Source organism: Pseudomonas sp. ICBG1301 (assembly GCF_016918385.1).
GTDB classification, from domain to species: Bacteria; Pseudomonadota; Gammaproteobacteria; order Pseudomonadales; family Pseudomonadaceae; genus Aquipseudomonas; species Aquipseudomonas palleroniana.
In genome coordinates this window covers 22,445-45,907 of the sequence record NZ_JAEKGB010000009.1, presented here as the reverse complement: position 1 = coordinate 45,907, position 23,463 = coordinate 22,445, and the positions used below count along the sequence as shown (strand labels likewise).

The following is a 23,463-nucleotide window of genomic DNA, read 5'->3' as shown; positions in this document are numbered from 1 at the left end:
TTAGGCACCACTTTACCTGCCTTGTGCAATGACGCTGGCCTAGACTGCGCGCCAGGCGCCGCGACGCCCAAATCTCTTTGCTACCCCCTCCAAGGCCCCCTGACCATGACCAGTGCGTTAACCCTGTCTTCGTTTCTCTATTTCCTGGTGTTTTGCGCCACCATGACCTTCAGCCCCGGCCCCATGACCTTGCTGCTGTTGAGCCTGGGCCTGAGGGACGGCCTGCGTCGTTCGATCCCGGCGCAGGTCGGCGCCAGTGTGGCGTACCTGATTTCGATCCTGATCTTTGCCGTGGGCTTTTCACAGTTGATCAAGGGTAACGTTGTCATTACGCAGACCCTCCAGGTGGTCGGCGTGGCCTACCTGCTTTACCTGGCCTACAAACAATGGACCAGCACCGGCGGAATCATCGCTCAGGGCGGCGCCCCGGAAAGTTCGCGCAGTCTGTTCGGGAAGGGGTTGTTGACCGGGTTTTCCAACCCCAAGACGCTTATCCTGTTCAGCGCGGTGTTCCCGCAGTTTGCCGGGGCAGGGGAACACAGCTCTATGGCGGATATCGCGATCCTGGGCCTGACCTTTCTGCTGCTGCAATTTGCCAGTGGCTGCCTGTATGGCTACTTCGGCCAACGCATCAAGGGCGTGCTGGAAAATCCCAGGCATCGAGTGCTGCTACAGCGTTGCACGGCGCTGATGCTGGTGGGGGTTGCGGGGATGTTGGCACGCGGGTTTTCGCACTGAAGTATTAGCCCATAAGCGGTAGTGGCGATTTGACTCTGCCCTGATAGACTCCAGGCACTTAGCCTGGATGATACCCACACCATGCCAGCCGCCGGAGGAAAGGGACTTCCGCTCGCTTCGCGCCTATACAAATCCCGCGCATTGGGGCTGACGCTCGGCTTTGTGTGCGTGGTGTTTGCCATGTACCCGCTGCACCCGTCCGCCTGGGTCTGGGCCTGGATGCTGATCAATGCCTTTGTGTGGCCGCACCTGGCCTATCAGTGCTCGCGACGTGCGAGCAATTCGTTGCGCAGTGAGCGACGCAATCTGCTGTTCGATTCTTTTTGCGGGGGCTTCTGGGTCGGTGCGATGCACTTCAACCCATTGCCCAGCGTCACCACGCTGTCGATGATGACCATGAACAACGTCGCCATCGGCGGATCGCGTTTCATGTTCATGGGCTGGGTGGCGCAAGCGCTCGGCATTGGCGTGTCCCTGCTGTTGTTCACGCCGGCGTTCATTGCCGTGACCAGCCAGGCGCAACTCTACGCCTGCCTGCCGATCCTGACGGTGTATCCCCTGGTCCTGGGCTGGATCTGCTATCGCCAGGCCGTGACCCTGGCGCGGCACAAGCGTGAACTGCTTGCCCTGAGCCGCACCGACAGCCTGTCCGGCCTGCTCAACCACGGCGCCTGGAAAGACCACCTCGAAATCGAATTTCAACGGTGCCGCCGTGGTCCGGCCGGCGCGGCGATCGCCCTGATCGATATCGATCACTTCAAGACCATCAACGACACTTACGGCCATGTGACCGGTGACATCGTGCTGCGCCAACTGAGCAAAGTGCTGCGCCAAAGCTTGCGCATCACCGACCTGGCCGGGCGTTATGGTGGCGATGAGTTCTGCGTGATTCTGCCGGGCATGCCGCTCGACCATGCCACCGAAATGATGGAGGCCCTGCGCGATCGCTTCAACGCCTTGGTGTACGCCCAGGACCCGACCTTGCGCGCCAGTTTGAGCATCGGCTTGGCGCCGTATCAACCGAGCCACGCCGATTCGCTGAGTTGGCTCAACGACGCTGACCTTGCGTTATACGAGGCCAAAAGCAGTGGGCGTAATCGCGTCAGTTCGGCCCAGGGGAGTTTGTTGCGGTCAGTTTAGTGGGGTAGGGTAACGCGGCCCCTCTCAACAAAAACAAGGATCGGTTCAATGCTTTTTACTTTCCCCCGTACCCTTTTGGCCGCGACCCTGGCCTTGTCCGTCGTCGTGCCGGCCTACAGTGCCGAACCCCATAAACAGATCCAGGCGGATGCCGAACAGTCCAAGGCCCCCGCCTTGAAACTACTGGAGCGCCTGGTGAATATCGACTCGGGCTCAGGCTACGAGCCGGGCCTGACCCAAGTGCGCGACATTGCGGTGGATGAACTGAAACAGCTCGGTTTCAGCATTGAGTTGGTACCGGACAAAGCCGCCAACAACAGTCATGTGGTCGCCACCCTCAAGGGCACCGGCAAGGCCAGGATTTTGCTGATGGCCCATATGGACACCGTCTTCAAGGAAGGCTCGGCCGCCGAGCGCCCGTTTCACATCAAGGACGGCCGCGCCTATGGCCCCGGCGTGATGGATGACAAGGGCGGCATCGTCGCCGGTATCTATGCGCTCAAGGTCCTGAAAAACCAGGGCTTCAAGGACTACGCGCAAATCACCTTCCTGCTCGACGCCAGCGAAGAAACCGGTTCTGAAGCGGCCTCCGAGCTGATCCGCAAAACCGCCAAGGCGCACGACGTGACCTTGAACCTCGAACCCGGCCGCCCTGCGGACGGCCTGGTGGTATGGCGCAAAGGCAGCGCGACCGCCGTCGTCGAAGTCAAAGGCAAAGCCGCCCACGCCGGCGTCGCCCCGGAACTGGGCCGCAATGCGGCCATGGAAGCCGCGCACCAGATCCTGCAACTGGGCAAGCTGGGCGATGAAGAGAAGAAAACCACCATCAACTTCACCGTGCTCAAGGCCGGTGACCGCGTCAACGTGATCCCCGATCAAGCCACCGCCAAGGCCGACGTCCGCGCGGCGTTACCGGAAGAGTTTGATCGCATCGAGAAAGACCTGGCGCGAGTGTCGGCCAACAAACTGATCCCCGACACCGAAGTGACCACCAGCCTGCAACGTGGCCTGCCACCCATGCCGCAAACGCCGGAGTCGGACAAACTGGTGGCGATTGCCCAAGGTATCTACGGCGAATTGGGCAAGACCTTGACCATTGAAGGCAGCGGCGGCGCGGCGGATGCGAGCTTGTCAGCGGGTGTGGGCACGCCGACGCTGGATGGGTTCGGCATAGTGGGCGGCAATATTCACACGCCGGAAGAGTACGCGGAGGTGGAGAGCGTAGTGCCTCGGGTTTATTTGTTGAGCCGGATGATTATGGAACTGTCGAAGCGCTGATTGGGGTGGGGCCTTATCGAGATGATGATCGCCCCCCTTGTTTTTGTGGCGAGCGAGCTTGCTCGCGCCGGGCTGCACAGCAGCCCCAAAACAGACAATACCTATTCAATTGAAAACACCCGTCGCCGGGCCTGGGGGGGCGCTTCGCGGCCCAGCGCGAGCAAGCTCGCTCGCCACGTAAGGTGCGATAGTTTGAGGTAAGTTCTAGTTCGTACTGTTTGAATGTGGCTTAGTTGAACTTTTCATAGTCCTGTGCGCCGAGTGAAGCTAGCCATTTTTTAAAGAAGTCGATCTGGTCTTGTGGGTTGTTTGTTAGGTTTTCCTCTTCGTAGTCAAAGATGTGAACTATATCTTTTTCAGTAGCTTGTTTGCCTAGGCTCTGTACGAAATCCCGAGAAACCCAATCGGCGTCCTTCAGAAGCCGAAATTCTTTAGGGTTCCCGGCCATCTACGGAAAGGAATTCTGTGATGGCAAAGCGTTATGAACTCTCGGATGAGGCCTGGACTGTGGTCGCCGATCTTTTCACTGAAACCCATGGCCGGGGTCGACCCCGGCTGAGCGACCGCCTGATGCTCGATGGCGTGCTCTGGGTACTCTGTTCAGGCGCTGCGTGGTGCGATATGCCCGAACGCTTCGGCCCATGGTCAACGGTGTATCAACGCTTCCGGTGTTGGCGAAACCAAGGCACATTCGACCAGATGCTCAAACGCTTGCACCTGAGATTGAATGAGCAAGGCTTGATCGATTTGCAAACCTGGATGATCGACTCAACTGCTGTACGCGCAATCCGAGCCTCTTCTGGCGCCGGGAAAAACGGGGGCCTGACGAGCCTGTCGATCACGCTCTAGGCCGCAGTCGCGGTGGCCTGACAACCAAGATCCACATGCTCTGCGACGCTAACGGGACACCGCTGCGCTTTCTCCTCTCTGGCGGTCAATCCAGTGACATTAGCTATGCCCAGCCACTGCTGGACGACGTCAGCATTCCATCAAGCCAACGAGGTCGTCCGCGCAAGCGCTGTAACTGGCTGCTTGCCGACAAGAGCTACGACGCCGAAGCGCTTCGCCGCGACTGCGACCAATATCGAATGCAACCCGTCATCCCGATGCGCTCTATGAAGCGCAAACCCAAGCCCGGCTTATCCAGACTTTTTGATCGGCCCAAATACCGACAGCGCAACATCATCGAGCGCAGGTTTGGCTGGCTGAAAGAGAACCGTCGCATCGTGACACGCTTCGACAAGCTCGCGAGAAGCTATGCCGCCATGGTCTCACTGGCTTGTTCTATACGGTGTTTGCGACATCTCTTTTCGTACAGAGCTTAGTGGAGTTATCGCTAATTGTTATAAAAAACTGTCAAATCTAACAGGTGCAGTTGATGTAAGGCGCCGGTATAAATTAAGCAGCAGGAGCATGGAGCAGTGGAACAAGCTAATAACGTCCCAAAAACCAGAGAGGTAGTACAGATTTTATTAGTCATGAAAGTAACGTATAAAGATATATTTATTTAAAGGAGAGCACATCATGGCACTTTCTTCAATTAACGTTTATGTACTTACGAAACATGGAAAAACATTCACGTTGACCCTCGTTGCGCCTAAAGATCCAGCCTATGGAAAGCAATACAAATTCTCGGTGGATACCAGCACCACTACGGGGAAAGATCTTGTACAGCAAATTACTAATAAGTGTGGGTCTCCTCCTTTGAAAAAAAGCGGTGACACACCCGCACTATACTATTTCAAAAACGTTGCACCACTACTTGATAAAGCCGACGGAGTGGAGTTTGTGCAAACTGCTCAGGAGTTAAGCAATAGGGGATTGCCAAATATAATGGATCAAACTCTTTATTCTGCAGTTCCAGTTTATGAATCCAGCATACTTGCAGACAAACAGATTGATGAGACAGGTCTGATTTTCTGCCTAACATTTCGTTATCGATATTAATGTGCTGTCTTAAAAATGTTGTCCTCGGCAGCCCGTGATGCCATAGCGCTCACGGGCGCGCTGAATCTAGGCTCTGTACGAAATCCCGAGAAACCCAATCGGCGTCCTTCAGAAGCCGAAATTCTTTAGGGTTCCCGGCCATCTACGGAAAGGAATTCTGTGATGGCAAAGCGTTATGAACTCTCGGATGAGGCCTGGACTGTGGTCGCCGATCTTTTCACTGAAACCCATGGCCGGGGTCGACCCCGGCTGAGCGACCGCCTGATGCTCGATGGCGTGCTCTGGGTACTCTGTTCAGGCGCTGCGTGGTGCGATATGCCCGAACGCTTCGGCCCATGGTCAACGGTGTATCAACGCTTCCGGTGTTGGCGAAACCAAGGCACATTCGACCAGATGCTCAAACGCTTGCACCTGAGATTGAATGAGCAAGGCTTGATCGATTTGCAAACCTGGATGATCGACTCAACTGCTGTACGCGCAATCCGAGCCTCTTCTGGCGCCGGGAAAAACGGGGGCCTGACGAGCCTGTCGATCACGCTCTAGGCCGCAGTCGCGGTGGCCTGACAACCAAGATCCACATGCTCTGCGACGCTAACGGGACACCGCTGCGCTTTCTCCTCTCTGGCGGTCAATCCAGTGACATTAGCTATGCCCAGCCACTGCTGGACGACGTCAGCATTCCATCAAGCCAACGAGGTCGTCCGCGCAAGCGCTGTAACTGGCTGCTTGCCGACAAGAGCTACGACGCCGAAGCGCTTCGCCGCGACTGCGACCAATATCGAATGCAACCCGTCATCCCGATGCGCTCTATGAAGCGCAAACCCAAGCCCGGCTTATCCAGACTTTTTGATCGGCCCAAATACCGACAGCGCAACATCATCGAGCGCAGGTTTGGCTGGCTGAAAGAGAACCGTCGCATCGTGACACGCTTCGACAAGCTCGCGAGAAGCTATGCCGCCATGGTCTCACTGGCTTGTTCTATACGGTGTTTGCGACATCTCTTTTCGTACAGAGCCTAGTTCGTACTATTTGAGTGAGGCTTAGTTGAATTTTTCATAGTCCTGTGCGCCGAGTGAAGCTAGCCATTTTTTAAAGAAATCGATCTGGTCTTGTGGGTTGTTTGTTAGGTTTTCCTCTTCGTAGTCAAAGATGTGAACTATATCTTTTCCAGTAGCTTGTTTGCCTAATGTCATTTCATAGGCAACAAGGCCTGCACTCATTTGAGATGCCATTCTTGACGGCATTACGTTTATTTTTGCGCCCTTGCACAGAAATTTCATGTGCGGGAAGTCAGCTCTTACCTTTCCTAGGCAGGTGAAGATATCTTTGCCGTAGTAAGGTTTTTTAAAGTTTTCTGCTTCGGAAAATTTCACGAGGCAATTTCTTGCATCGTATCTGATGACGGTTTTAATCTTCAGGTTGTTTGCTATTGCGAATACTGTTTTGCTTTCCAATGTGTTTTCTAACCTAAATAGAATGAGTGAGAGGGGCTTACAAGGATTCGGCCCATTTAGTCCGGTAAGCTATTTGTTCGTTGATGTCATTTGTAAGGTCGTTCTCTTCGTAGTCGAATATTCTTACGAGTTCTGCGTCTGGGTCCCCAATTTTTACTTCGTAGGCAACGACTCCGCCTGACATTTGTGATGCCATCGCTGAAGGATATACATTTATCTTGGAACCCTTGCAGAGGAATTTTATATCGCTGAATTCTTTCCTCAGTGTGCCGAAGCATGTGTAAATATCTGTCCCTGTGAACGTCTTTTTTATTCCATCTGGAAATACTACTGAAAGGGTTGATGTTTTTCTTTCACAGTCAATAATTGCCATCTCTCTAAGAGAGTTTCTGATTATGGAGATTTCTAGTTTTTTCATCTTTTTCCTTGGTCTTATAAATTGGTCTCAGGTGTTTAATCATTATTACTACTTGGCTCTTGGTCGACACGGTCAGCGCCTATTGATGTGATCCATTTTTTATAGAAATTGGCCTGCTCCTGCGGATCACTTGTAAGATCGTGCTCTTCATAATCAAATATATGCACTAAATCTTCTCGCGTCGCGCTTTCCCAGTGTTAACTCATATGCGACCATTTCTCCGCTCATTTGTGAGGCCATGCTTGATGGCCTTACATTTATTTTTGCACCTTTACAAAGAAATTGAATGTGCGGAAAGTCAGACCTGACTTTGGCGAGGCAGATGTACATGTCTTTCGCAGTGTAAACTTTGGCAAAGTTATCTGCTTCGGAGAATTTTAGTTTTATGTGGATGGAGTCATATTTAAAAGTAACATAGATCTCTGTGTTGTTTTTTATGGCTTTGATTTTCTTTGTTTTCATTTATTTCAGAGCTTCTAGCAAATGCTATTTGGTTTTCGCAGGTTAGATTGAGTAAAAATTCTAATTTGTGGGGCAACGGGGTTGATGTCTCCTAAGTGGAATCTGCCCAGCGTCGGCAGAAATCATGTTGCTCTTTTATGTCGTTGGTTAGATCATTTTCTTCATAGGAGAAAATATGTACAAGCTCACCATCTGGCTGCCCCATCGTTAACTCATAAGCAACCAAGCCATTCGACATGTGTGAAGACATACCGGAGGTGTGGACGTTGATTTTTGAGCCCTTGCATAAAAACTTTATATGTTTCATATCTGCTCTCAATAATCCGAAGCTTTCAAAAAGATCGAGAGCTGTATAGGGTTTTCGGGATCCATCAGCTAATAACAAATGAAGAGTAGGCTTGCCTCCTTCATATTCTACTGTCACGATTTCAGTTATGCCGTTTTTGACGGTAGTGATTTCGCGTGCTTTCATGGGAGTTCCTTTCCCGTAACTTAAGTAAATTCGTCCCTTACGGTTCGGGTTGTTGAGTCGCATGGTTATGGAGTTTTCGAAGCGGCGATTGGGTTGGGAATCGTTGATGATAGAGAAAGTTTGGTGTTTTTTAATTTTCCGAATTTGATGTGTTGTAATATTTATTTAAGCAAGCTAAGAGAATTTTCATGAATTCTCTTTGGTTAATTACAGGTGCGTTGAAGTAGGTCGCCATTCTTTTAAAGACTTCATCAAAGTTATCATTCGTAGCCAAAAAATGTGTGATGGAGGCAATAAACCACGCCTGCTAACTTTTTGTAAAATTTAGAAATTCTGGTTTGGACAATTCGTCAAAAAGCTCTATAAGTTCTCTCTCGTTATTTATGTCTTTTGAGACGATAATTTTCTCTCGCTCTAAATCGTCGGTATTTTCAATATCGTAAGTGAACAGTAGTCCACGAATTATTGATATGCTGAGTTTATTTTCCATTTTTGATTTTGAACGGCGGGAGGTTAATTTGGTTTTGCAGTTCGGTTTGGCCTGAAAGTCATGCCATTTTTCAATTTTAAGCTGACAAGTTTATATCGTACCTTGTAAGGTGGTCTCAGTTGAATTTTTCGTAGTTTTGCGCGCCTAGTGAGGCTAGCCATTGTTTAAAGAAATCGATCTGGTCTTGTGGGTTGTTTGTTAGGTTTTCATCTTCATAGTCGAATAAATGTACTATATTTTCGTTTGTCGCTTGTTCGCCTAAAGTCATTTCGTAGGCGAAAAGGCCTGCGCTCATTTGAGATGCCATTCTTGAGGGTTTAACGTTTATCTTTGCGCCTTTGCATAAGAAAGTGATGTTGGGAAAGTCTGCTCTGACTTTTGCAAAGCAAACATATATATCTCTTCCTTCGTAAACTTTTTTGAAGTTGTCAGCTTCTGAGAAAGTCATTGTCAGCTTTGTAACGCTGTACTTTACGGTTACCTCTGTTTTTTGATTTTTGATTATGGTGCCTATTTTTTGTGTTTTCATTTTGTTGTCTGTTTTGATTTTGAATGGGGTGCCATAAACATTTTTATTAAATTGAATAGATTTTTCCGTTTTTGCCGTTATGTGTTTTTGAAATGATTGGCTTGTCTTTAGGTTGGATTTTTAAATCCATCGCTTGCTTCGCTGTTATAGATTTTTAGTCTTTCGAATAGTGTCTCCATAAAAGCCCTTTTATCTAATATTTCATCTTCGAAATAGGTGTCGAATAAATAAAAAACGGATTCAAAGTTTTCTCCTGTTTCTAAGAAGTGTTGAAGGGTTTCTATGAGCCACTGCTGTTCATCTTCTCTGTATGAAAGAAACTCAGGTTTTGTCAATATATCGAAGAGTTCTGCTAGCTCTTTCGCACTGTTGATATCTTTAGAAGCTATGGTTTCTTCTCGCTCAAGATTTTTAGAGTTCTCGACGCAGTAAGTAAATAGCAGGCCTCGAAGTATTGAGAGTTTTTGTTTGTTTTTCATATCAAAATTCCGTAAAGGCAGTGATTGGTTTGCCGTCGCTGTCTAAATATACAACGGCTCTTCTCTGTATACTCTTCGCCGATTATCTTTCCCATAGCCATTGAAGCGGAGGTGTTGGCACGCTCCATGAGTTTGAAAATTAGTATTGCTCGAGCTATGGTATTTAGCTGGTCTCTATGGTTCAGAGCGTGTATGGCTGCACTTTGATTTCAGGGTTTTCCCGATCATCAAGCGCTATCATGTGTCTCAATGCTCTAGTCGTTAACCTAAATATATTCGTCCTCTTTAATTTTCTATGCGGATGCTTCTGAATTGTAATGCGTAAGACGCTCAAGTAGTACTTTCATAAACTGTCTTTTGTTAATGACCTCGTCGGTGAAGTAAGTGTCGAAAAGGTAGAAAACCGCCTCAAAATTTTCGTCAGTATTTAAAAAATATTCGATGGTGTGGATATATCGTTGTCTTTCTTCATGTTTGTATCTAATAAATTCTGGTCTAGTCAGCTTGTCAAACAGCACTCTAAGCTCTTTTGGATTGTTTACATCTGTGAAAGCGATAATCTCCTCTCTATCTGGGTTTCTCGCATTTTCGATGCAATAGATGAAAAGCAGACCTTGAATTGTTGAAAGGCGTGGTTTAGTGTTCATTCGAAGTTCGCCTTAGACAACAGAGATGTAAGAGGGTGGATTTGTTTGATTATTCAATTCTGGCTGCTCATTAAATGAGCTTGTCCACTTTTGTTTGGTCGAATTTTGCTGTGCACAGATATTCATCAAATTTTTGGACTATATGGCTTAGCCATAATGGGCCTGATCCCCACTGGTTTGGATAGTAATAATAGCAACTTAGTTCGCTTAGTAGGTTTTCTTGGAAATCCAGCTCATTTTTATATGATTCAATTAATTCTAGGATTTCCTGTTTTACTGTGATGATCACATCTATAGGTGAGTCTAGTAGAAAAGCATCGATAACTTCATTGGCGGAAGGATATTCCTCTACCCAGTCTTGGTTGAAGTAAGCGCCAAAAAATTGTTGCAGCTCTGTCAGTGGTTTATTCATTTTTCAGGGTATCCTGTCAGCAGTAGATAGCCGTTTGGCATTTTTGGAGCCCGTTTTAAAACCAGCATAAATCTATAAACGGAGATGGGCTTTTCGGTCCCTTTTAAGATGCTGACCCCTACAGGTTGACTTGAACTGTCTCTAATTAATAACTTATCCTTTTCTCCATTTATAAATGTAATGATTTCTTGGTGGTGTTTAGATAAGCTCTTTGAAACTATTGTTTCAGCCTCTTCTAAAGTTTTAAATGTAGATGCGGCTGGAATATTTGGTTCTAATTTGAGTCTTTCCAGTAGTTGTTCTCTTGTCTGTTCAATATGTTTTTTAATTAAATGTCCTCCCGCGTTCTCATGTGTGGTTAATACACCACTAAAAGCCTTTTTTTTCAGATTGCCTTTTGAGTCTGGACAGTCTCCAGCCTTACAGCTCAACCCCAGCGGATCCACCCACCCCGTAGGATTCGGCACGTACTGGTACGCATTGATCCCACCCGCCAGCTTCACCGGATCCGGCGTCAGGTATCGACCAATGTCCGGATTGTAGTAGCGATGACGGTTGTAGTGCAGCCCGCTTTCCGCGTCGCAGTATTGGCCTTGAAAACGCAATGGGTTGTCGATTTTGCAGGCATCAAGGCGGGCGATTTCGCCGTAGGCACGGTAGTGCGCGGACCAGACGATTTCGCCTTCGTTATCGGTCAGTTCCTGCGGGGTGCCGAGGTGGTCGAGTTGGTAGTGGTAGGGCTTTGTTTCTTGTGGCCCAAAGCCTTCCAGCAGGGCGAGCGGGCGGAAGGTACCGGGTTCATACAGATAACTGCGATGGCGCTCCGCATGATGCTCGGCAATCAGCTTGTCGCCTTGCCAGAAAAACTCCGTGGTTGTGTCATCCACGGTTTTGCTGATGCGCCGCCCAAATGGGTCGTAGCGATAGTGGGCGGTTTGCCCGTTGGGTGTGGTGAGGCCAATCAAACGGTGTTGGCAGTCGTAGCGGTATTCGGTGACGAGTTGCTGGCCTTCGCCGCGTCGTTCGCGGATGAGGTTGCCGAAGGCGTCGTAGTCATAGTGATGATCGCCCTGGATCATCAGGCGATTGCCCGCAACGATGTCCGGACCAGGGCGGTTCTGCATCAGCAGGTTGCCCGCCGGGTCGTGGCCGAAGCGTTCCTGTACGTCTTGCGAGTGGTTGGCGCGGGTCAGGCGGGCGAGGGGGTCGTAGTGGTAGTCGCGCTGGCCCTTGCGGGTGTCGAGCAGGCGGGTGAGGTTGCCGCTTTTGTCGTAGTCGTATTGGCGTTGGTAAAGAATCTGTTCCTGCTGGGTGATGACGTGGGCGTGCAGGCGGTGCTGGTCGTCGTAGTGGTAGTGGCTGAGCAACTGGCCTTGTTGGCGTTGGTGTTCGCGACCGTTTTTAAACAGGTGTGAGGTGAGCAGCGCACCGTTGAGTTCAACCGTGGAAAGGTGGCCGCCTTTGTCGTGGTTGAACACCAGACGGTTGTTGTCCGGCAGACGCAGGTGTTTTAACTGACCACAGGCGTCATAGCCGTAGCGCAGGGTGCCCCAGCCCTGGTGTTCGGCGGTGAGGCGATTCTGGACGTCGTATTCGTAGGCCAGTGCCCAGTGACCGTCGTCGACACTGAGCAGGTTGCCCTGGCGGTCGTAGGCGTATTCAACCACCTTGCCATCGGCAAGGGTTTTTCGTACGAGGCGCCCGGCGTGGTCGCGCTCATAACGCGTAACCAGCTGACTGCCATCGTCACCGTGTTCGGTCTTTTCCAGCAGGTTGCCGTTGAGGTCGTAGGCATACGCCGTGCGCTGGCCGTCAAAACCAATCTCTTGCTGGATCAGGCCGTTGGGGTGGTAATCAAGCTGATAGGTTTCGCCGGCTTCGTTTTCAATCGCGGTGAGCAACAACCGTACGTTGTCGTAGCGGTACTTGACCTGGGTGCCGTCGGCATTGAGGCGGCGGCTGATCAGGTGCAGGCCGTCGGCATATTCGTAATGGGTGACGTGGCCGAGTTCGTCGCGTTCGGCGGTGATTTTTCCGTAGGGGTTGTAGCTGTATTCCCGACACGCACCGCCCGGCAAGACCACGCGAACCAGGCGGCCCACGCTGTCCCACTGGTACTGGATCAGCGCACCGTGCTCATCCTCACGCGCCACCTGCCGCCCAACGTCGTCATAGCGATAACGCTTGATGGCGCCATTGGGCAGTTGCTCCTCCAGCAATTGCCCGCGCTCATTCCACACCAGCCTGTGACAGCTGTGATCGGGGTACCAGACGCCCGTCAGTTGCCCGGATGGGTTGTAGCTGTAGTCGGTGATGTGCCCGGCGGGATCCGTCCGACGCGTCACGTCGCCCTGGTCATTGCGCTCATATTTCCAGACCGCCTGGCCCCGTCGCACCACGCGTACGAAGCCGTTGTCATGCTCGTAGGACGTTGGCTCGTCGTCCCCCGGAAACACCGCCACCAAGCGTCCGGCATCGTCGTACTGATAGGCCGTCACCGCGCCCAGCGGGTCTTGCTCGACCGTCAGCCGGCCCTTGTCGTCGTAGGATTTGAAATGCTCGGCGCCGTCCGGGTCGATGCGCTGTACCAGCCGTGCGCGCTGGTCATGCACGTAGACTTCCTGGCTGCCGTCGGCGTTAAACACCGTGACCTGGCCGTCGTCACCCCAGGCATAACGCGCGTCCATCTGCGAGAAGCTGGCCCAATGCCGGATACAGCGCGCCGCCTTGCCGGAACGTTCCCATTCCCAATAGAAACTCGCGCCACCGGCCAACTGCCGTTCAAGGATGACGTGCTGATCGTCGTAGCGATAAACCTCGCGCTCACCCACGGCATTGGTCGCACACACCAGTCGGCCTGCATCGTCATAGGCGTAGGACACAACGTTGTGTTCGGTCACCCAGGTGAAGGCTTCATGGCCTTTGGCGCGCTGAACCTGGTAGTCCACTGCCACAATGCGCTCAAGCTCATAGCGCAAGAACAGCGAGCGGCCGACGCCGTTATCCAGCCGTTCAATACGCCCCGAGCGATCCCGCACAATGCGCAACCGGTTGTCGTACGCATCGCTGATGGCGGTGAGGACACCGTCGCAAAAGTGGTAGAAGCGTGACGCCTGGGCCAGCACTAATTCATCGGGCAGAGCGCCCAGATAGATCGCTACTTCGGCCAAACTGTTGGTTATTGCGGGCCGGGAAATAGACGGCAAGGGCAGCGTGGTCGACCGATTCTCATGATCCGTCCACACCACCGAATCGCCATCAACGACAAGCCTGTGCGCCAGCGCATGGCTCCAGCCAAACCCCAACCCACAATCCACTTCAACGGCACTGGTGCGATACAGCCGCGTCCACTCAAACGGCAACACGCCATCCAGCGTGCCATCGGTCAGCGTCAGCAATTCCTCGCCAGTGACCATCGACACCGGGCAGCCATGGGAGGCGGTCTTGTCCGCCGATGCCGAAGCCTCCCCATTGAGGTTTTTCCCCGAGGCCGGCACATCGTCGACAGGCTCCTGCCTGACCAGTACCGTACGTTGCGTCGCCTTGTCTCGCACTGCCGTCACGGGGTTGGAAACTAACTGATCGCCAGCTTTCAACGGCCCGATCGGTACCGTGTTGATCGGCGTCGGCGCGCTGCCGAGCCAAACCGGCTTAGCCATCTCAACGTGATCATCCACACCAGATTTGCCGAATTGCTCAGCCATGTGTTCCAGCCAGTGCCGCGCACGACGGGACTTGATCGCGCCCAGCACCTTCGTGCTCATGCGTATCGCCAGGCCCATCCCGCCTGTGGCGAGGCACAGCAACAAATTGATCAGGACCTCGGCGCTGATTTCCCCCAGCAGTTCGTTCATGTACGGCGCTGGCAGCATGCGTATCCAACTGACCATGGCCGCCAGATAGACAAACAACAGTGGCTCATCGCTGAGCACGAGCAGGCCTTTGGCGAGGGCCTCGGTGCTGACTTTCAGCAGTTGTTCGAACTCAGCCTGGGACAGGTAGTGCAGCAGTTTTTCCGCATGGGCCAAGGGGTCGCTCAACCATTGAAACAGCTGCTTGAGGTCGTCCCAGAGCGAGTAGAGCGCGTTACCAAAGCCTCGGGCATAGGCGTGGTGCAATGTCAGGTAGCGCTTGAGGAAGTTTGCTTCGGAGTAACCCTTCCACAGTGGCTTGAAAGTGGTGTGCCACTCTGCGCGCAGCCAGTCTTCCAACGGTGCGATGAGCGACTGATACGAGGCGTACAGCGCCTTGAAGTGCGCCTTGGAGACATCGGGGTAGAAGTTGACCCGGTATTGCTGGTTGCGATCACACTCGGTGATTTCCAGAATGCCGCTTGGCCCGATGGTGTGATGAATCGGCTCGCCCAATGGCCCGCCGTCAGGATCGACGCGTTGCACGATCACCGGGGTATTGCCAATCGGCACGAAACGCGAACTCTGGAACATATGCACCAGGGTCAGGGTGCCGTTGGCTTGGCAGGTGGCGACGGTGCTGCTGGGCAGGATCGAGCGGTTGATCGGCGCAACGAGCGCCACTTCATTGCCGACCTTGAAGACCTGCTCGATATCGAGCGCCGAAAAGCTGAAAAAGCTCTCTGCCCAATCGTCGTAATGGTTGAGGCAGCGCTTGAAGTCGCTGATGACCGATTCGACGTCGCCGGTCTTTGAATCCATGGCGGCCAATACCAGCAGACCGATGGTCTGGCCGGTCACGGCGATCAAGAGGCAACCCCGAAAGACAGGGTTCTAACGCAAAGAAACATCGGCAATCCCTCGCACTGTGTATTCAGGCGAGGGACTTTGCAGAGGTTTTCAGGGGAGGGGAGTAGAGCTTATCCGGCGCTTGTGTGGGATGTTTCGACGGCTTCTGTCTGCTTGCGCCCCAGCACCAAGCTGCACAGTGCCGGCAGGAACAACAGCGTCAACACGGTGCCCACCGACACCCCGCCGATCAGCACATACGCCAGGGATGACCAGAACACCGAAAGCGTCAGCGGAATGAAGGCCAGCGCCGCCGCCAGCGCGGTGAGGATCACCGGCCTGGCTCGTCGCACGGTGGCTTCGACGATCGCCTCGCGAATCGCCATGCCCTGTTCCTGGTTCTGGCGAATCTGGTCGGTGAAGATCAGCGTGTTGCGCATCAGAATCCCGCCGATGCCGATCAAGCCCAGGATTGCGTTGAACCCGAACGGCTGGTTGAACAACAGCAACGTCGGCACCGCGCCGATCAACCCCAAAGGCGCGGTGGCGAACACCATGAACATCACGCCGAACGAGCGCACCTGGAACATGATCACCGTGAGGGTCAGCAGGATCATGATCGGGAACAGCGCCGCCAGCGCGACGTTGGCTTTGGCGCTTTCCTCCACCGGGCCGCCGATGTCGATCCGGTAGCCGGCAGGCAGCTTGGCGATTAGTGGCTGCAGGTCCTTGTACACGGCCATTTCCACGTCGGGCGGTTGCACGCTGTCGATGATATCGGCGCGTACTTCCACGGTGGTCGCACGGTTGCGGCGCTTGAGGATCGGCTCTTCCATCACGGCCTGGAACTGCCCGACCTGGGCCAGCGGTACCGAAGTGCCGGCGCTGTTGGTCAGGGTCATGTTGTTGAGGTTGCCGAGGTTCTCGCGCTGGCTGCCCTGGGCGCGGGCGACCACGGCAACGGTGCGGTTGCCTTCGCGCACTTCGGTGATCGGGTTGCCGCTGAGCAAGGCGTTAAGCTGGGACTTGACCTCATTGGGGGTGAAACCCAGCAGGCGCAGGCGATCTTGATCCAGGACCAGGCGATAAGTGCTGGTGCGCTCGCCCCAGTCGAGGAAGGCTTCCTTGGTCAGCTTGTTGGCGGCCACCACACGACGCACCTCTTCGGACACGCCGCGCAGCACATCCACATCCGGCCCGGACACGCGGAACACCACCGGGAACGGCACCGGCGGGCCGAACAGCAACTGCGTCACGCGCACACGGGCCGCCGGAAATTCACCGGCGGCGATGCGCTCACGCATACGCAGTTTCAGCGCATCACGAGCGTGGGAGTCCGGGGTCTGCACGATCAGCTTGGCGAAAGCCGGGTCGGGCAATTCCGGGTTCAGCGACAGGAAAAACCGTGGCGCGCCGCCGCCCACATAAGTGTCCACCAGGCTGGTTTGCGGCTCTTGCAACAGAGCCTTTTCCAACTGCGCCGCCACCGCCTCGGTGGCTTTGAACGCGCTGCCGGGCGGCATGTACACCTCAAGAATCAGCTCGGAACGGTCGGAGTTGGGGAAGAACTGTTTCTTCACCACGGCCATGCCCAGCCCGCACAGTACAAAGGCTGCGACCACAAAGCCGGTCACCAGCCAGCGTCCACGTACGCAGGCTTCGACCAAGCTACGCAGTTTGCGGTAGTAGCGCCCGGCGTAGATCGCGTCATGGCCACCGGGCACCGGTTTGATCTGCGGCAGCAGCTTCACGCCCAGGTACGGTGTGAATACCACTGCCACCAGCCAGGAGGAGATCAGCGCAAAGCCGACGATCCAGAAAATATTGCCGGCGTATTCTCCCGCCGCCGAGCGGGCAAACCCCACCGGCAGAAAGCCGATAATCGTCACCAGGGTGCCGGTGAGCATCGGCGCGGCGGTGGAACTCCAGGCGAAGGTGGCGGCGTGAATCCGATCGAAACCTTCCTCCAGTTTCACCACCATCATTTCAATGGCGATGATCGCGTCATCCACCAGCAAGCCCAGGGAAATGATCAGCGCACCCAGGGTGATACGGTCGAACTCACGCCCAGTGAGCAGCATGATCACGAACACCACCGACAAGGTCAGCGGCACCGCAGCCGCCACTACCAACCCCACGCGAAATCCCAGGGCCAACAGGCTGATCACCATGACCACGGCCAGCGCGACGAAGAATTTCAGCATGAACTCATTGACCGCCAGGCTGATGTTTTTCGCCTGGTCGGAGACCTTGGCGAAGTTCACGCCCAGCGGCAGGTCGGCCTGGATCCTGGCTTCCTCGGCCTTGAGACTTTTGTCCAGCTCCAGACCGTTCCAGTGTTTCTCCATGATCACGCCGAGCATCAGCGCCGGGTCACCCTGGTGGCGGATGCGGTAGCTGGGCGGGTCTTCATACCCGCGGCTGACGCTGGCCACATCGGCGATGCGCAGCACACGTCCGTTGGCTTCCAGCGGTACGTTTTCAATCAGCGACAGGCTGTCAAAGGCACCGTCGATGCGGATATAGGCGCGCGCCCCGGCGGTTTCCACAAAGCCGGACGGCGCCACTGCGTTTTGTGCGGCGAGGGCGGCGAAGATCTGGTCCGGCTTGATGCCCAGGGTTGCCAGGCGCTCATAGGAAAACTCGACAAACACCCGTTGCGCCTGCTCACCGAGGATATTGACCTTCTTCACCCCCGGCAGGTCCAGCAACTGCTGGCGTAGCGTTTCGGCCATCTGCACTTGCTGGCGGTGGGGCAGGTGCTCGGCTTCGAGGGCGTACAAGGCGAAGTACACATCGGAATATTCGTCGTTGAAGAACGGCCCGACCACGCCATTGGGCAGTTTGGCGGCTTCATCGCTGAGCTTTTTGCGGGCCTGGTAGAACAGGTCCTGGAGCTCGCCGGGGGGCGTGGACTCCTTGAAGGTCATGCGCATCGACACGAAACCCGGCTGGGCGATGGTCTCGACGCGGTCGTAGTAGTCCAGTTCCTGCAGGCGCTTTTCCAGGCGGTCGGCCACCTGTTCCTGCATTTCCCGGGCGGTTGCGCCGGGCCAGGCGGCGCTGATGGTCATGACCTTGACGGTAAACGACGGGTCTTCGGCGCGCCCCAGTTTGCCGAACGAGAAGACCCCAGCGGCGAGGATCGCAATGATCAGGAACAGCGTGACCGCACGGTGTTTCACGGCCAGTTCGGAGAGGTTGATGCCATGCATGCTCAATGGTCCTGTTTACGGTTGAGGGCCACGGTTTGGGCCGGCAGCAAGCGCACCGCGTCACCCTCGTGCAACAGGTGCGCACCGAGGGCGACGATGATTTGCCCGGGGTTCACGCCGCTGTCGAGCAGGGCGTCTTCCTGGCCGAGGCTGGCGACTTGCACCGGGGCGAAGCGGACCTTGTCGTTATCACCGATCACCCACACGCCGCTGCCATGCCCGGCGTCCAGCAGCGCGCCGATGGGCACGCGGGTTTGCTGGGCCTGGCCGCTGCCTTGCAGGCGCACGGTGATGGTGGAACCGAGGGCGAAACGCTCGACGCCGCCATGCAGCACGAAGCGGGCGCGGTAGGTGCGGGTGACCGGATCGGCACTGGCGGACAACTCCCGCAGGGTGGCCGTGAGGGCTTGTTCCGGGGCGCCGAAGGGGAACGCCAAGGCTTTTTGCGAGGCTTGGTCGCGCTGGGTTTCCGGCAGGTTGACGATGGCTTCACGGGCGCCATCGTGGGCCAGCCGCGCGACGATTTGCCCTTCGGCGACCACTTGGCCGCGATCCACGCGCACGTCGGTGATGATGCCGTCACCGTCGGCCTTGAGTACCGAGTAGGTGCGCCGGTTTTCGATCTGGCTGGCATCCGACTGCGCCGCAGCCAACTCGGCTTCGGCGACGCGCAGGTTGGTCGCCGACTGGTCGAAAATCTGCCGCGACACGGCGCCGGTACTGGCCAGGCGCTGGTAGCGGTTTTCGTCGTCACGGCGTTGGCGCAACTGCGCCTGGGCGGCGTTGACGCGGTTTTTCGCTGAGCGCAGGGCCAGTTCGAAATCGCCGATATCCAATACCAGCAGCGTATCGCCACGCGAGACATGCTGGCCGGGGTCGACCTTGCGTTCAATGACCTTGCCGCCCACCCGGAAGCCCAGGTCGCTTTCGGTACGGGCCGCCACCACGCCGGTGTAGGCGCTTTGCTGGGTGCCGGCGGCCTCGACCTTGGCCGCCAATACCGGGCGGGGCAGGGGCACTTCGGCGGCGGTATCGGCCTTGCTGTTGCAACCGGCGAGGACGCTCAGCAAGGCCAGGGGGGTGAGAAGACGCAGGGCTAGAGGGTTCATGATGGGCTCCAGGGGGATCGAGCAGAAAATTATGGACATAATTTTTTGCTCATATTATGGTCGAAATATAAATTAATCCAGCCCCGGATCATCCCCATGGCAAACACCCCGACACCCTCACGCAGTTTGTTGTTTTTATTGGTTGCCCTGACGGCACTGGGTGAAGTCTCGACCCAATTGATCATCCCGGGCCTGGGCTCTATCGAGCAGGCGCTGGCGGCGCCGCCCGGTTCGGCATTGATGGCGATGTCGGCATTTGTCGCGGCGTTTGGCCTTGGGCAACTGCTGTTTGGCCCGCTGTCGGACCGCATAGGTCGCCGTCCCGTACTGATCGGCGGCTTGGTCCTGTATGTGCTGGCCACGCTGTCGATGCTGTTGGTCAGCGACATCCACCAATTGATTGCCGCCCGGGTCGCGCAGGGGCTGGGCGCCTGCGCCGCGCTGGTGTTGGCGCGCACGGTGGTGCGCGATGTCTGGAAAGCCGAGGCGGGCCCGGCCCTGGCGTTGACCATGATCGGCATGCTCTACGCCATTGTGGTCGCACCGATGATCGGCGGCCTGCTGATCAAACTCTTCGGTTGGCGTGCGCCTATCGTCCTCTCGTTGCTCATCGGTGGCGCGGTGTTGCTGCTGGCGCTGCTGTTTTTCCGCGAGAGCAACCATTCCCTCGATCCCAAGGCCGGTCATTGGCGCTCGCTGGGCGGGCAATACCTGGATTTACTCAAAAGCCGCCAATACCGCGCCTACGCCGTCGCGCTGGCCTTTACCTATGGCGCCATGTTTGCAGTGATCGCCGGCTCCTCGGCGGTGTTTATCAACCTGTTGGGTTTCAGCAGCCTTGCATACGGCATCAACTTCGGCCTGATCGTGTCGATGCTGATCCTCGGTTCCACCTACACCCGGCGCAATATCCTGCGCCTGGGCGCGCAACGGATTGTGGCGATGGGCGTGACGATAGTGGCTGTGGGCGGTCTGTCGGCCGTGTTGATTTACGCAGTGTTCGGTCTCTCGGTCGTCGGCTTGGACCTGCCGATTGCGCTGGTCACCCTCGGCGGTGGGCTGGTGTTGCCAGGCTCGGTCACCGGTGGGGTGATGCCCAATGCCCACCGCGCCGGCCTGGCCGCCGGCTTGATGGGCTTTTCCCAGATGTTCGGCGCAACCTGCAGCGGCTTGTTATTGAGCCAACTGCGCGATGGCAGCGCCGTGCCCATGATCATGCTCGAGGCCAGTTTTGCGGTGGCGGCATTCGTCGCGTTTCACCTGTTGCGTGAGCGCCGGCCGGCGCTGGCGGCTGCCTAGCCATAAGCGGTTGATTGTCTCACCTGTGGGACAGTAAGAGCTGTGGCTGCTATCTAGCGCTCAATTGGTATCGGATTTAAGGTGTATGCACTTTGGAGGTACACCATGAAAAAACTGATCGGTATCTACACCAGCCCCCGCGCCCACTGGGTCGGCGACGGCTTCCCGGTGCGTACGCTGTTTTCCTACGACACCATGGGTAAGCACATCAGCCCATTCCTGTTGCTGGACCACGCAGGCCCTGCCGATTTCACCCCCACCGAGCAACGTCGTGGCGTCGGACAGCACCCTCATCGTGGCTTTGAAACCGTGACCATCGTCTACGACGGCGAAGTCGAGCACCGCGATTCCACGGGGGCCGGCGGCAAAATCGGCCCTGGTGATGTGCAGTGGATGACGGCGGCCAAAGGCATCCTCCACGAGGAGTTCCACTCCGAAGCCTTTGCCCGTAGCGGCGGGGCACTGGAGATGGTGCAACTGTGGGTCAACTTGCCGGCCAAGGACAAAATGGCCGACGCGGGCTACCAGACCATCGTCGATGGCGACATTCCGCTGCTGCCGTTGGCTGACGGCGCCGGGCAACTGCGCCTGATTGCCGGTGAGTTCGCCGGCACCCAGGGCCCGGCGCGCACCTTTACGCCGATTGACGTGTGGGACCTGCGCCTCAACGCCGGTAAAGCGCTGACGCTGGACCTGCATGCCGGGCGCAACACCGCGTTGGTGATCCTGCGCGGCACGGTGCTGGTCAACGGTGAGGAAGTCGCACGCCAAGGCCAGTTAGCCTTGTTCGAGCGCGATGGCAGCCAGCTGACCCTGGAGGCCAACGACGACGCCAAGGTGCTGCTGCTCAGCGGCGAGCCGATCGACGAGCCCATCGTCGGCCACGGTCCGTTCGTGATGAACACCGAGCAGGAAATACACCAGGCGTTTGTTGACTTCCAGTCGGGCAAGTTTGGGCGGATGTGAAGCCAAGGGTTGTCGCAACCCCCCTGTGGGAGCGGGCTTGTTGTGGCTGGGGAGCTTGTTGTGGCGAGCAAGCCCCTTCACCACAACAAGCCCGCTCCCACATTTTGCTTGGCGCTATACCTGATCTGTCTATTTCATGCGATCTTCTGCGCATTCGCCCTGGAGTCGCCTGGATGCCCACATTTATCGCTGAACACCCCATGCTCTGCGCGTTGGCGCTGATCTTTATCGACATTGCCGTGTGGCGGCTGATTTCCGTCAACCTGGCCAGTTGGAAGCTGGCGGCGCGGTTGGTGATCTTCGCGGTTTTCAGTGCCGTGCTGTTCAACGACGGCATGAACCCCATGCAACTGGCGCCCTATGCCGACGACACCACCTTGCACCTGGCCGCCACGGCCCTGCAGATCGGCTGGTGGCTGTTCGCGGCGCGCACCCTCACGGTGTTGCTCGGCACCGTGATGATGCAGCGGGTCGGTCACACCGGGCGGCTGTTGCAGGACCTGATGGGCGCGGTGATTTTCCTGATCGCGATCATCGCGGCCATGGCCTATGTGCTCGACCTGCCGGTCAAGGGGGTGCTCGCCACCTCCGGCGCGGTGGCGATCATCGTCGGCCTGGCGCTGCAGAGCACCTTGAGCGACGTATTTTCCGGGATCGTGCTCAACACCACCAAGCCGTATCAACTCGATGACTGGATTTCCATCGACGGCACCGAAGGCCGCGTCACGGATATCGACTGGCGCGCCACGCGCCTGCAAACCTCCCAGGGCAGCCTGGCGGTGATTCCCAACTCCCTGGCGGCCAAAGCCAAGATCATCAACTTCTCACGCCCGGCGGACATGTTCGGGTTGGCGGTCAGCCTGCAAGTGAGCCCCCACGCGCGCCCGCAAACTGTGATCGAGGCATTGGAACGGGCGATGCTCGGGTGCCGGCCGTTGCTGGCCACGCCGGCCCCGAGCGTGGCATTCAAGTCTTCGGGCAGTGGCGGCGTCGAATATGAGATCAGTGGTTTCGTGCCGGCCATGGGCCTCAAGCGCGATGTGCGCAACCAACTCTATGACCTGGCATTCCGTCATCTGCAGGCTGCGGGCGTCAGCCTGTTGTCCGCCACCGAAAGCAGCGCGCCAAGCTTGGTGTCCGGGGCGCGGGCACTGCTGGAGCGCTCGCCGATTTTCTCCACCCTGCGTCAGGAAGAAAAGGACACCTTCAGCCAGAACATGGTCCTGCAATCGTTTCGTAGCGGCGAGATGATCTTGCCGGCGGGAGAGGTCAGCGACCACTTGTTCATCGTCGCCTCCGGTGTGGTCTCGGTCATGCTGACCAAGGATGGGCGCAAATTCGAAGCCGGGCGCATGGGGCCGGGCGAGGTGATTGGCGAGGCGGGGATTCTGTCCGACCAAGGCGTGCCGGCAGACTTCCTGGCCAAGACCTACTGCACCCTGTACCGCGTCGAGAAGGAATACCTCAAGCCTTGCCTGGATGCGCGGCATGACATCAGCGAGGCCATGAAAGCCTTGCTCGACTTCCGCCTGCACGCGGCCCAGACCTTGACTCAAGCCACACCGGTCGCGCCGGTAAAGACCGGGTTCCTGCAGTGGCTGCGCAACCGTGGCCTGTAGATTGGTCACCTGTTCTTCGCCCGAATTGGCTATTTCTCCGGGACGCCGCGCTGACTAATCTGCTCAGCGTTCCCACCGTTCCCGGAGTA

At 55.9% G+C, this 23,463-nt stretch carries 19 protein-coding genes; 9 read left to right on the top strand and 10 right to left on the bottom strand.

The features are described from left to right. The first annotated feature begins 105 nt into the window (after positions 1-105). The 6 genes from JBE38_RS21225 to JBE38_RS21200 all read left to right on the top strand — a co-directional run bounded on the left by JBE38_RS21225 (position 106) and on the right by JBE38_RS21200 (position 6,122). The gene (locus tag JBE38_RS21225; RefSeq protein WP_090370374.1) at positions 106-738 is read left to right on the top strand and encodes a LysE family translocator; all 633 of its coding nucleotides are present in this window, start codon (positions 106-108) and stop codon (positions 736-738) included. A gap of 81 nt (positions 739-819) precedes the next feature. After that, positions 820-1,878, top strand: coding sequence for a diguanylate cyclase (locus JBE38_RS21220; protein WP_205345056.1), 1,059 nt, complete (start codon positions 820-822; stop codon positions 1,876-1,878). A 48-nt stretch (positions 1,879-1,926) separates the two neighbouring features. After that, a complete protein-coding gene (locus JBE38_RS21215; protein ID WP_060755570.1) occupies positions 1,927-3,156 on the top strand; it encodes a M20/M25/M40 family metallo-hydrolase in 1,230 nt (409 codons plus the stop codon). Positions 3,157-3,624: 468 nt separating this feature from the next. After that, positions 3,625-4,481 (top strand): IS5 family transposase gene (locus tag JBE38_RS21210; RefSeq protein ID WP_205345054.1). Its coding sequence is split into 2 segments (ribosomal slippage): positions 3,625-3,966 and positions 3,969-4,481, totalling 855 coding nucleotides; the frame shifts between segments, so codons are not numbered across the junction. A gap of 199 nt (positions 4,482-4,680) precedes the next feature. Further along, positions 4,681-5,103, top strand: coding sequence for a hypothetical protein (locus tag JBE38_RS21205; protein ID WP_205345055.1), 423 nt, complete (start codon positions 4,681-4,683; stop codon positions 5,101-5,103). Positions 5,104-5,265: 162 nt separating this feature from the next. After that, positions 5,266-6,122 (top strand): IS5 family transposase gene (locus JBE38_RS21200; RefSeq protein ID WP_205345054.1). Its coding sequence is split into 2 segments (ribosomal slippage): positions 5,266-5,607 and positions 5,610-6,122, totalling 855 coding nucleotides; the frame shifts between segments, so codons are not numbered across the junction. A 21-nt stretch (positions 6,123-6,143) separates the two neighbouring features. On the opposite strand, the gene JBE38_RS21195 is transcribed toward JBE38_RS21200, so the two are convergent. The 10 genes from JBE38_RS21195 to JBE38_RS21150 form a co-directional block, all read right to left on the bottom strand. After that, complete coding sequence (locus JBE38_RS21195; protein WP_342592925.1) at positions 6,144-6,476, bottom strand: hypothetical protein; 333 nt, start codon at positions 6,474-6,476, stop codon at positions 6,144-6,146. A gap of 118 nt (positions 6,477-6,594) precedes the next feature. Further along, positions 6,595-6,975 (bottom strand): hypothetical protein, encoded by a 381-nt coding sequence (locus tag JBE38_RS21190; RefSeq protein WP_205345052.1) that lies wholly within the window; start codon positions 6,973-6,975, stop codon positions 6,595-6,597. A gap of 553 nt (positions 6,976-7,528) precedes the next feature. Beyond that, on the bottom strand, positions 7,529-7,909 hold the full coding sequence (locus JBE38_RS21185) for a hypothetical protein (RefSeq protein WP_205345051.1): 381 nt from the start codon (positions 7,907-7,909) through the stop codon (positions 7,529-7,531). Between the two features lie 605 nt (positions 7,910-8,514). Continuing rightward, entirely contained in the window at positions 8,515-8,928 is a 414-nt protein-coding gene (locus tag JBE38_RS21180; protein ID WP_126870830.1) for a hypothetical protein, read from the bottom strand. Between the two features lie 107 nt (positions 8,929-9,035). Then, positions 9,036-9,407, bottom strand: coding sequence for a hypothetical protein (locus JBE38_RS21175; RefSeq protein ID WP_205345050.1), 372 nt, complete (start codon positions 9,405-9,407; stop codon positions 9,036-9,038). A 293-nt stretch (positions 9,408-9,700) separates the two neighbouring features. Continuing rightward, complete coding sequence (locus tag JBE38_RS21170; RefSeq protein WP_205345049.1) at positions 9,701-10,054, bottom strand: hypothetical protein; 354 nt, start codon at positions 10,052-10,054, stop codon at positions 9,701-9,703. Positions 10,055-10,124: 70 nt separating this feature from the next. Continuing rightward, a complete protein-coding gene (locus tag JBE38_RS21165; protein WP_205345048.1) occupies positions 10,125-10,466 on the bottom strand; it encodes a contact-dependent growth inhibition system immunity protein in 342 nt (113 codons plus the stop codon). Next, a complete protein-coding gene (locus tag JBE38_RS21160) occupies positions 10,463-15,139 on the bottom strand; it encodes an RHS repeat-associated core domain-containing protein (RefSeq protein WP_205345120.1) in 4,677 nt (1,558 codons plus the stop codon). The genes JBE38_RS21165 and JBE38_RS21160 overlap by 4 nt, the downstream gene beginning before the upstream one ends. Before the next feature lie 158 nt (positions 15,140-15,297). Further along, positions 15,298-18,381: an efflux RND transporter permease subunit gene (locus JBE38_RS21155; RefSeq protein WP_205345047.1), complete on the bottom strand. Its 3,084-nt coding sequence runs from the start codon at positions 18,379-18,381 to the stop codon at positions 15,298-15,300. 2 nt (positions 18,382-18,383) lie between these two features. Continuing rightward, the gene (locus JBE38_RS21150; RefSeq protein ID WP_205345046.1) at positions 18,384-19,490 is read right to left on the bottom strand and encodes an efflux RND transporter periplasmic adaptor subunit; all 1,107 of its coding nucleotides are present in this window, start codon (positions 19,488-19,490) and stop codon (positions 18,384-18,386) included. A gap of 96 nt (positions 19,491-19,586) precedes the next feature. On the opposite strand from JBE38_RS21150, the gene JBE38_RS21145 reads away from it, so the two are divergent. From JBE38_RS21145 to JBE38_RS21135, 3 genes are all read left to right on the top strand, one after another. Then, positions 19,587-20,789, top strand: a complete 1,203-nt coding sequence (locus JBE38_RS21145; RefSeq protein WP_205345045.1) for a multidrug effflux MFS transporter — start codon at positions 19,587-19,589, stop codon at positions 20,787-20,789. A 105-nt stretch (positions 20,790-20,894) separates the two neighbouring features. Then, the gene (locus JBE38_RS21140; RefSeq protein WP_060752455.1) at positions 20,895-21,755 is read left to right on the top strand and encodes a pirin family protein; all 861 of its coding nucleotides are present in this window, start codon (positions 20,895-20,897) and stop codon (positions 21,753-21,755) included. A gap of 173 nt (positions 21,756-21,928) precedes the next feature. After that, positions 21,929-23,374: a cyclic nucleotide-binding domain-containing protein gene (locus JBE38_RS21135; protein ID WP_060752456.1), complete on the top strand. Its 1,446-nt coding sequence runs from the start codon at positions 21,929-21,931 to the stop codon at positions 23,372-23,374. Positions 23,375-23,463: the final 89 nt, after the last annotated feature.

Excerpts from the sequence above, each read along its gene's own strand:
- JBE38_RS21225 (WP_090370374.1), top strand. The coding sequence starts at position 106 with ATGACCAGTGCGTTAACCCTGTCTTCGTTTCTCTATTTCCTGGTGTTT.
- JBE38_RS21220 (WP_205345056.1), top strand. The coding sequence starts at position 820 with ATGCCAGCCGCCGGAGGAAAGGGACTTCCGCTCGCTTCGCGCCTATAC.
- JBE38_RS21215 (WP_060755570.1), top strand. The coding sequence starts at position 1,927 with ATGCTTTTTACTTTCCCCCGTACCCTTTTGGCCGCGACCCTGGCCTTG.
- JBE38_RS21205 (WP_205345055.1), top strand. The coding sequence starts at position 4,681 with ATGGCACTTTCTTCAATTAACGTTTATGTACTTACGAAACATGGAAAA.
- JBE38_RS21190 (WP_205345052.1), bottom strand. The coding sequence starts at position 6,975 with ATGAAAAAACTAGAAATCTCCATAATCAGAAACTCTCTTAGAGAGATG.
- JBE38_RS21185 (WP_205345051.1), bottom strand. The coding sequence starts at position 7,909 with ATGAAAGCACGCGAAATCACTACCGTCAAAAACGGCATAACTGAAATC.
- JBE38_RS21180 (WP_126870830.1), bottom strand. The coding sequence starts at position 8,928 with ATGAAAACACAAAAAATAGGCACCATAATCAAAAATCAAAAAACAGAG.
- JBE38_RS21175 (WP_205345050.1), bottom strand. The coding sequence starts at position 9,407 with ATGAAAAACAAACAAAAACTCTCAATACTTCGAGGCCTGCTATTTACT.
- JBE38_RS21170 (WP_205345049.1), bottom strand. The coding sequence starts at position 10,054 with ATGAACACTAAACCACGCCTTTCAACAATTCAAGGTCTGCTTTTCATC.
- JBE38_RS21165 (WP_205345048.1), bottom strand. The coding sequence starts at position 10,466 with ATGAATAAACCACTGACAGAGCTGCAACAATTTTTTGGCGCTTACTTC.
- JBE38_RS21160 (WP_205345120.1), bottom strand. The coding sequence starts at position 15,139 with ATGGATTCAAAGACCGGCGACGTCGAATCGGTCATCAGCGACTTCAAG.
- JBE38_RS21155 (WP_205345047.1), bottom strand. The coding sequence starts at position 18,381 with ATGCATGGCATCAACCTCTCCGAACTGGCCGTGAAACACCGTGCGGTC.
- JBE38_RS21150 (WP_205345046.1), bottom strand. The coding sequence starts at position 19,490 with ATGAACCCTCTAGCCCTGCGTCTTCTCACCCCCCTGGCCTTGCTGAGC.
- JBE38_RS21145 (WP_205345045.1), top strand. The coding sequence starts at position 19,587 with ATGGCAAACACCCCGACACCCTCACGCAGTTTGTTGTTTTTATTGGTT.
- JBE38_RS21140 (WP_060752455.1), top strand. The coding sequence starts at position 20,895 with ATGAAAAAACTGATCGGTATCTACACCAGCCCCCGCGCCCACTGGGTC.
- JBE38_RS21135 (WP_060752456.1), top strand. The coding sequence starts at position 21,929 with ATGCCCACATTTATCGCTGAACACCCCATGCTCTGCGCGTTGGCGCTG.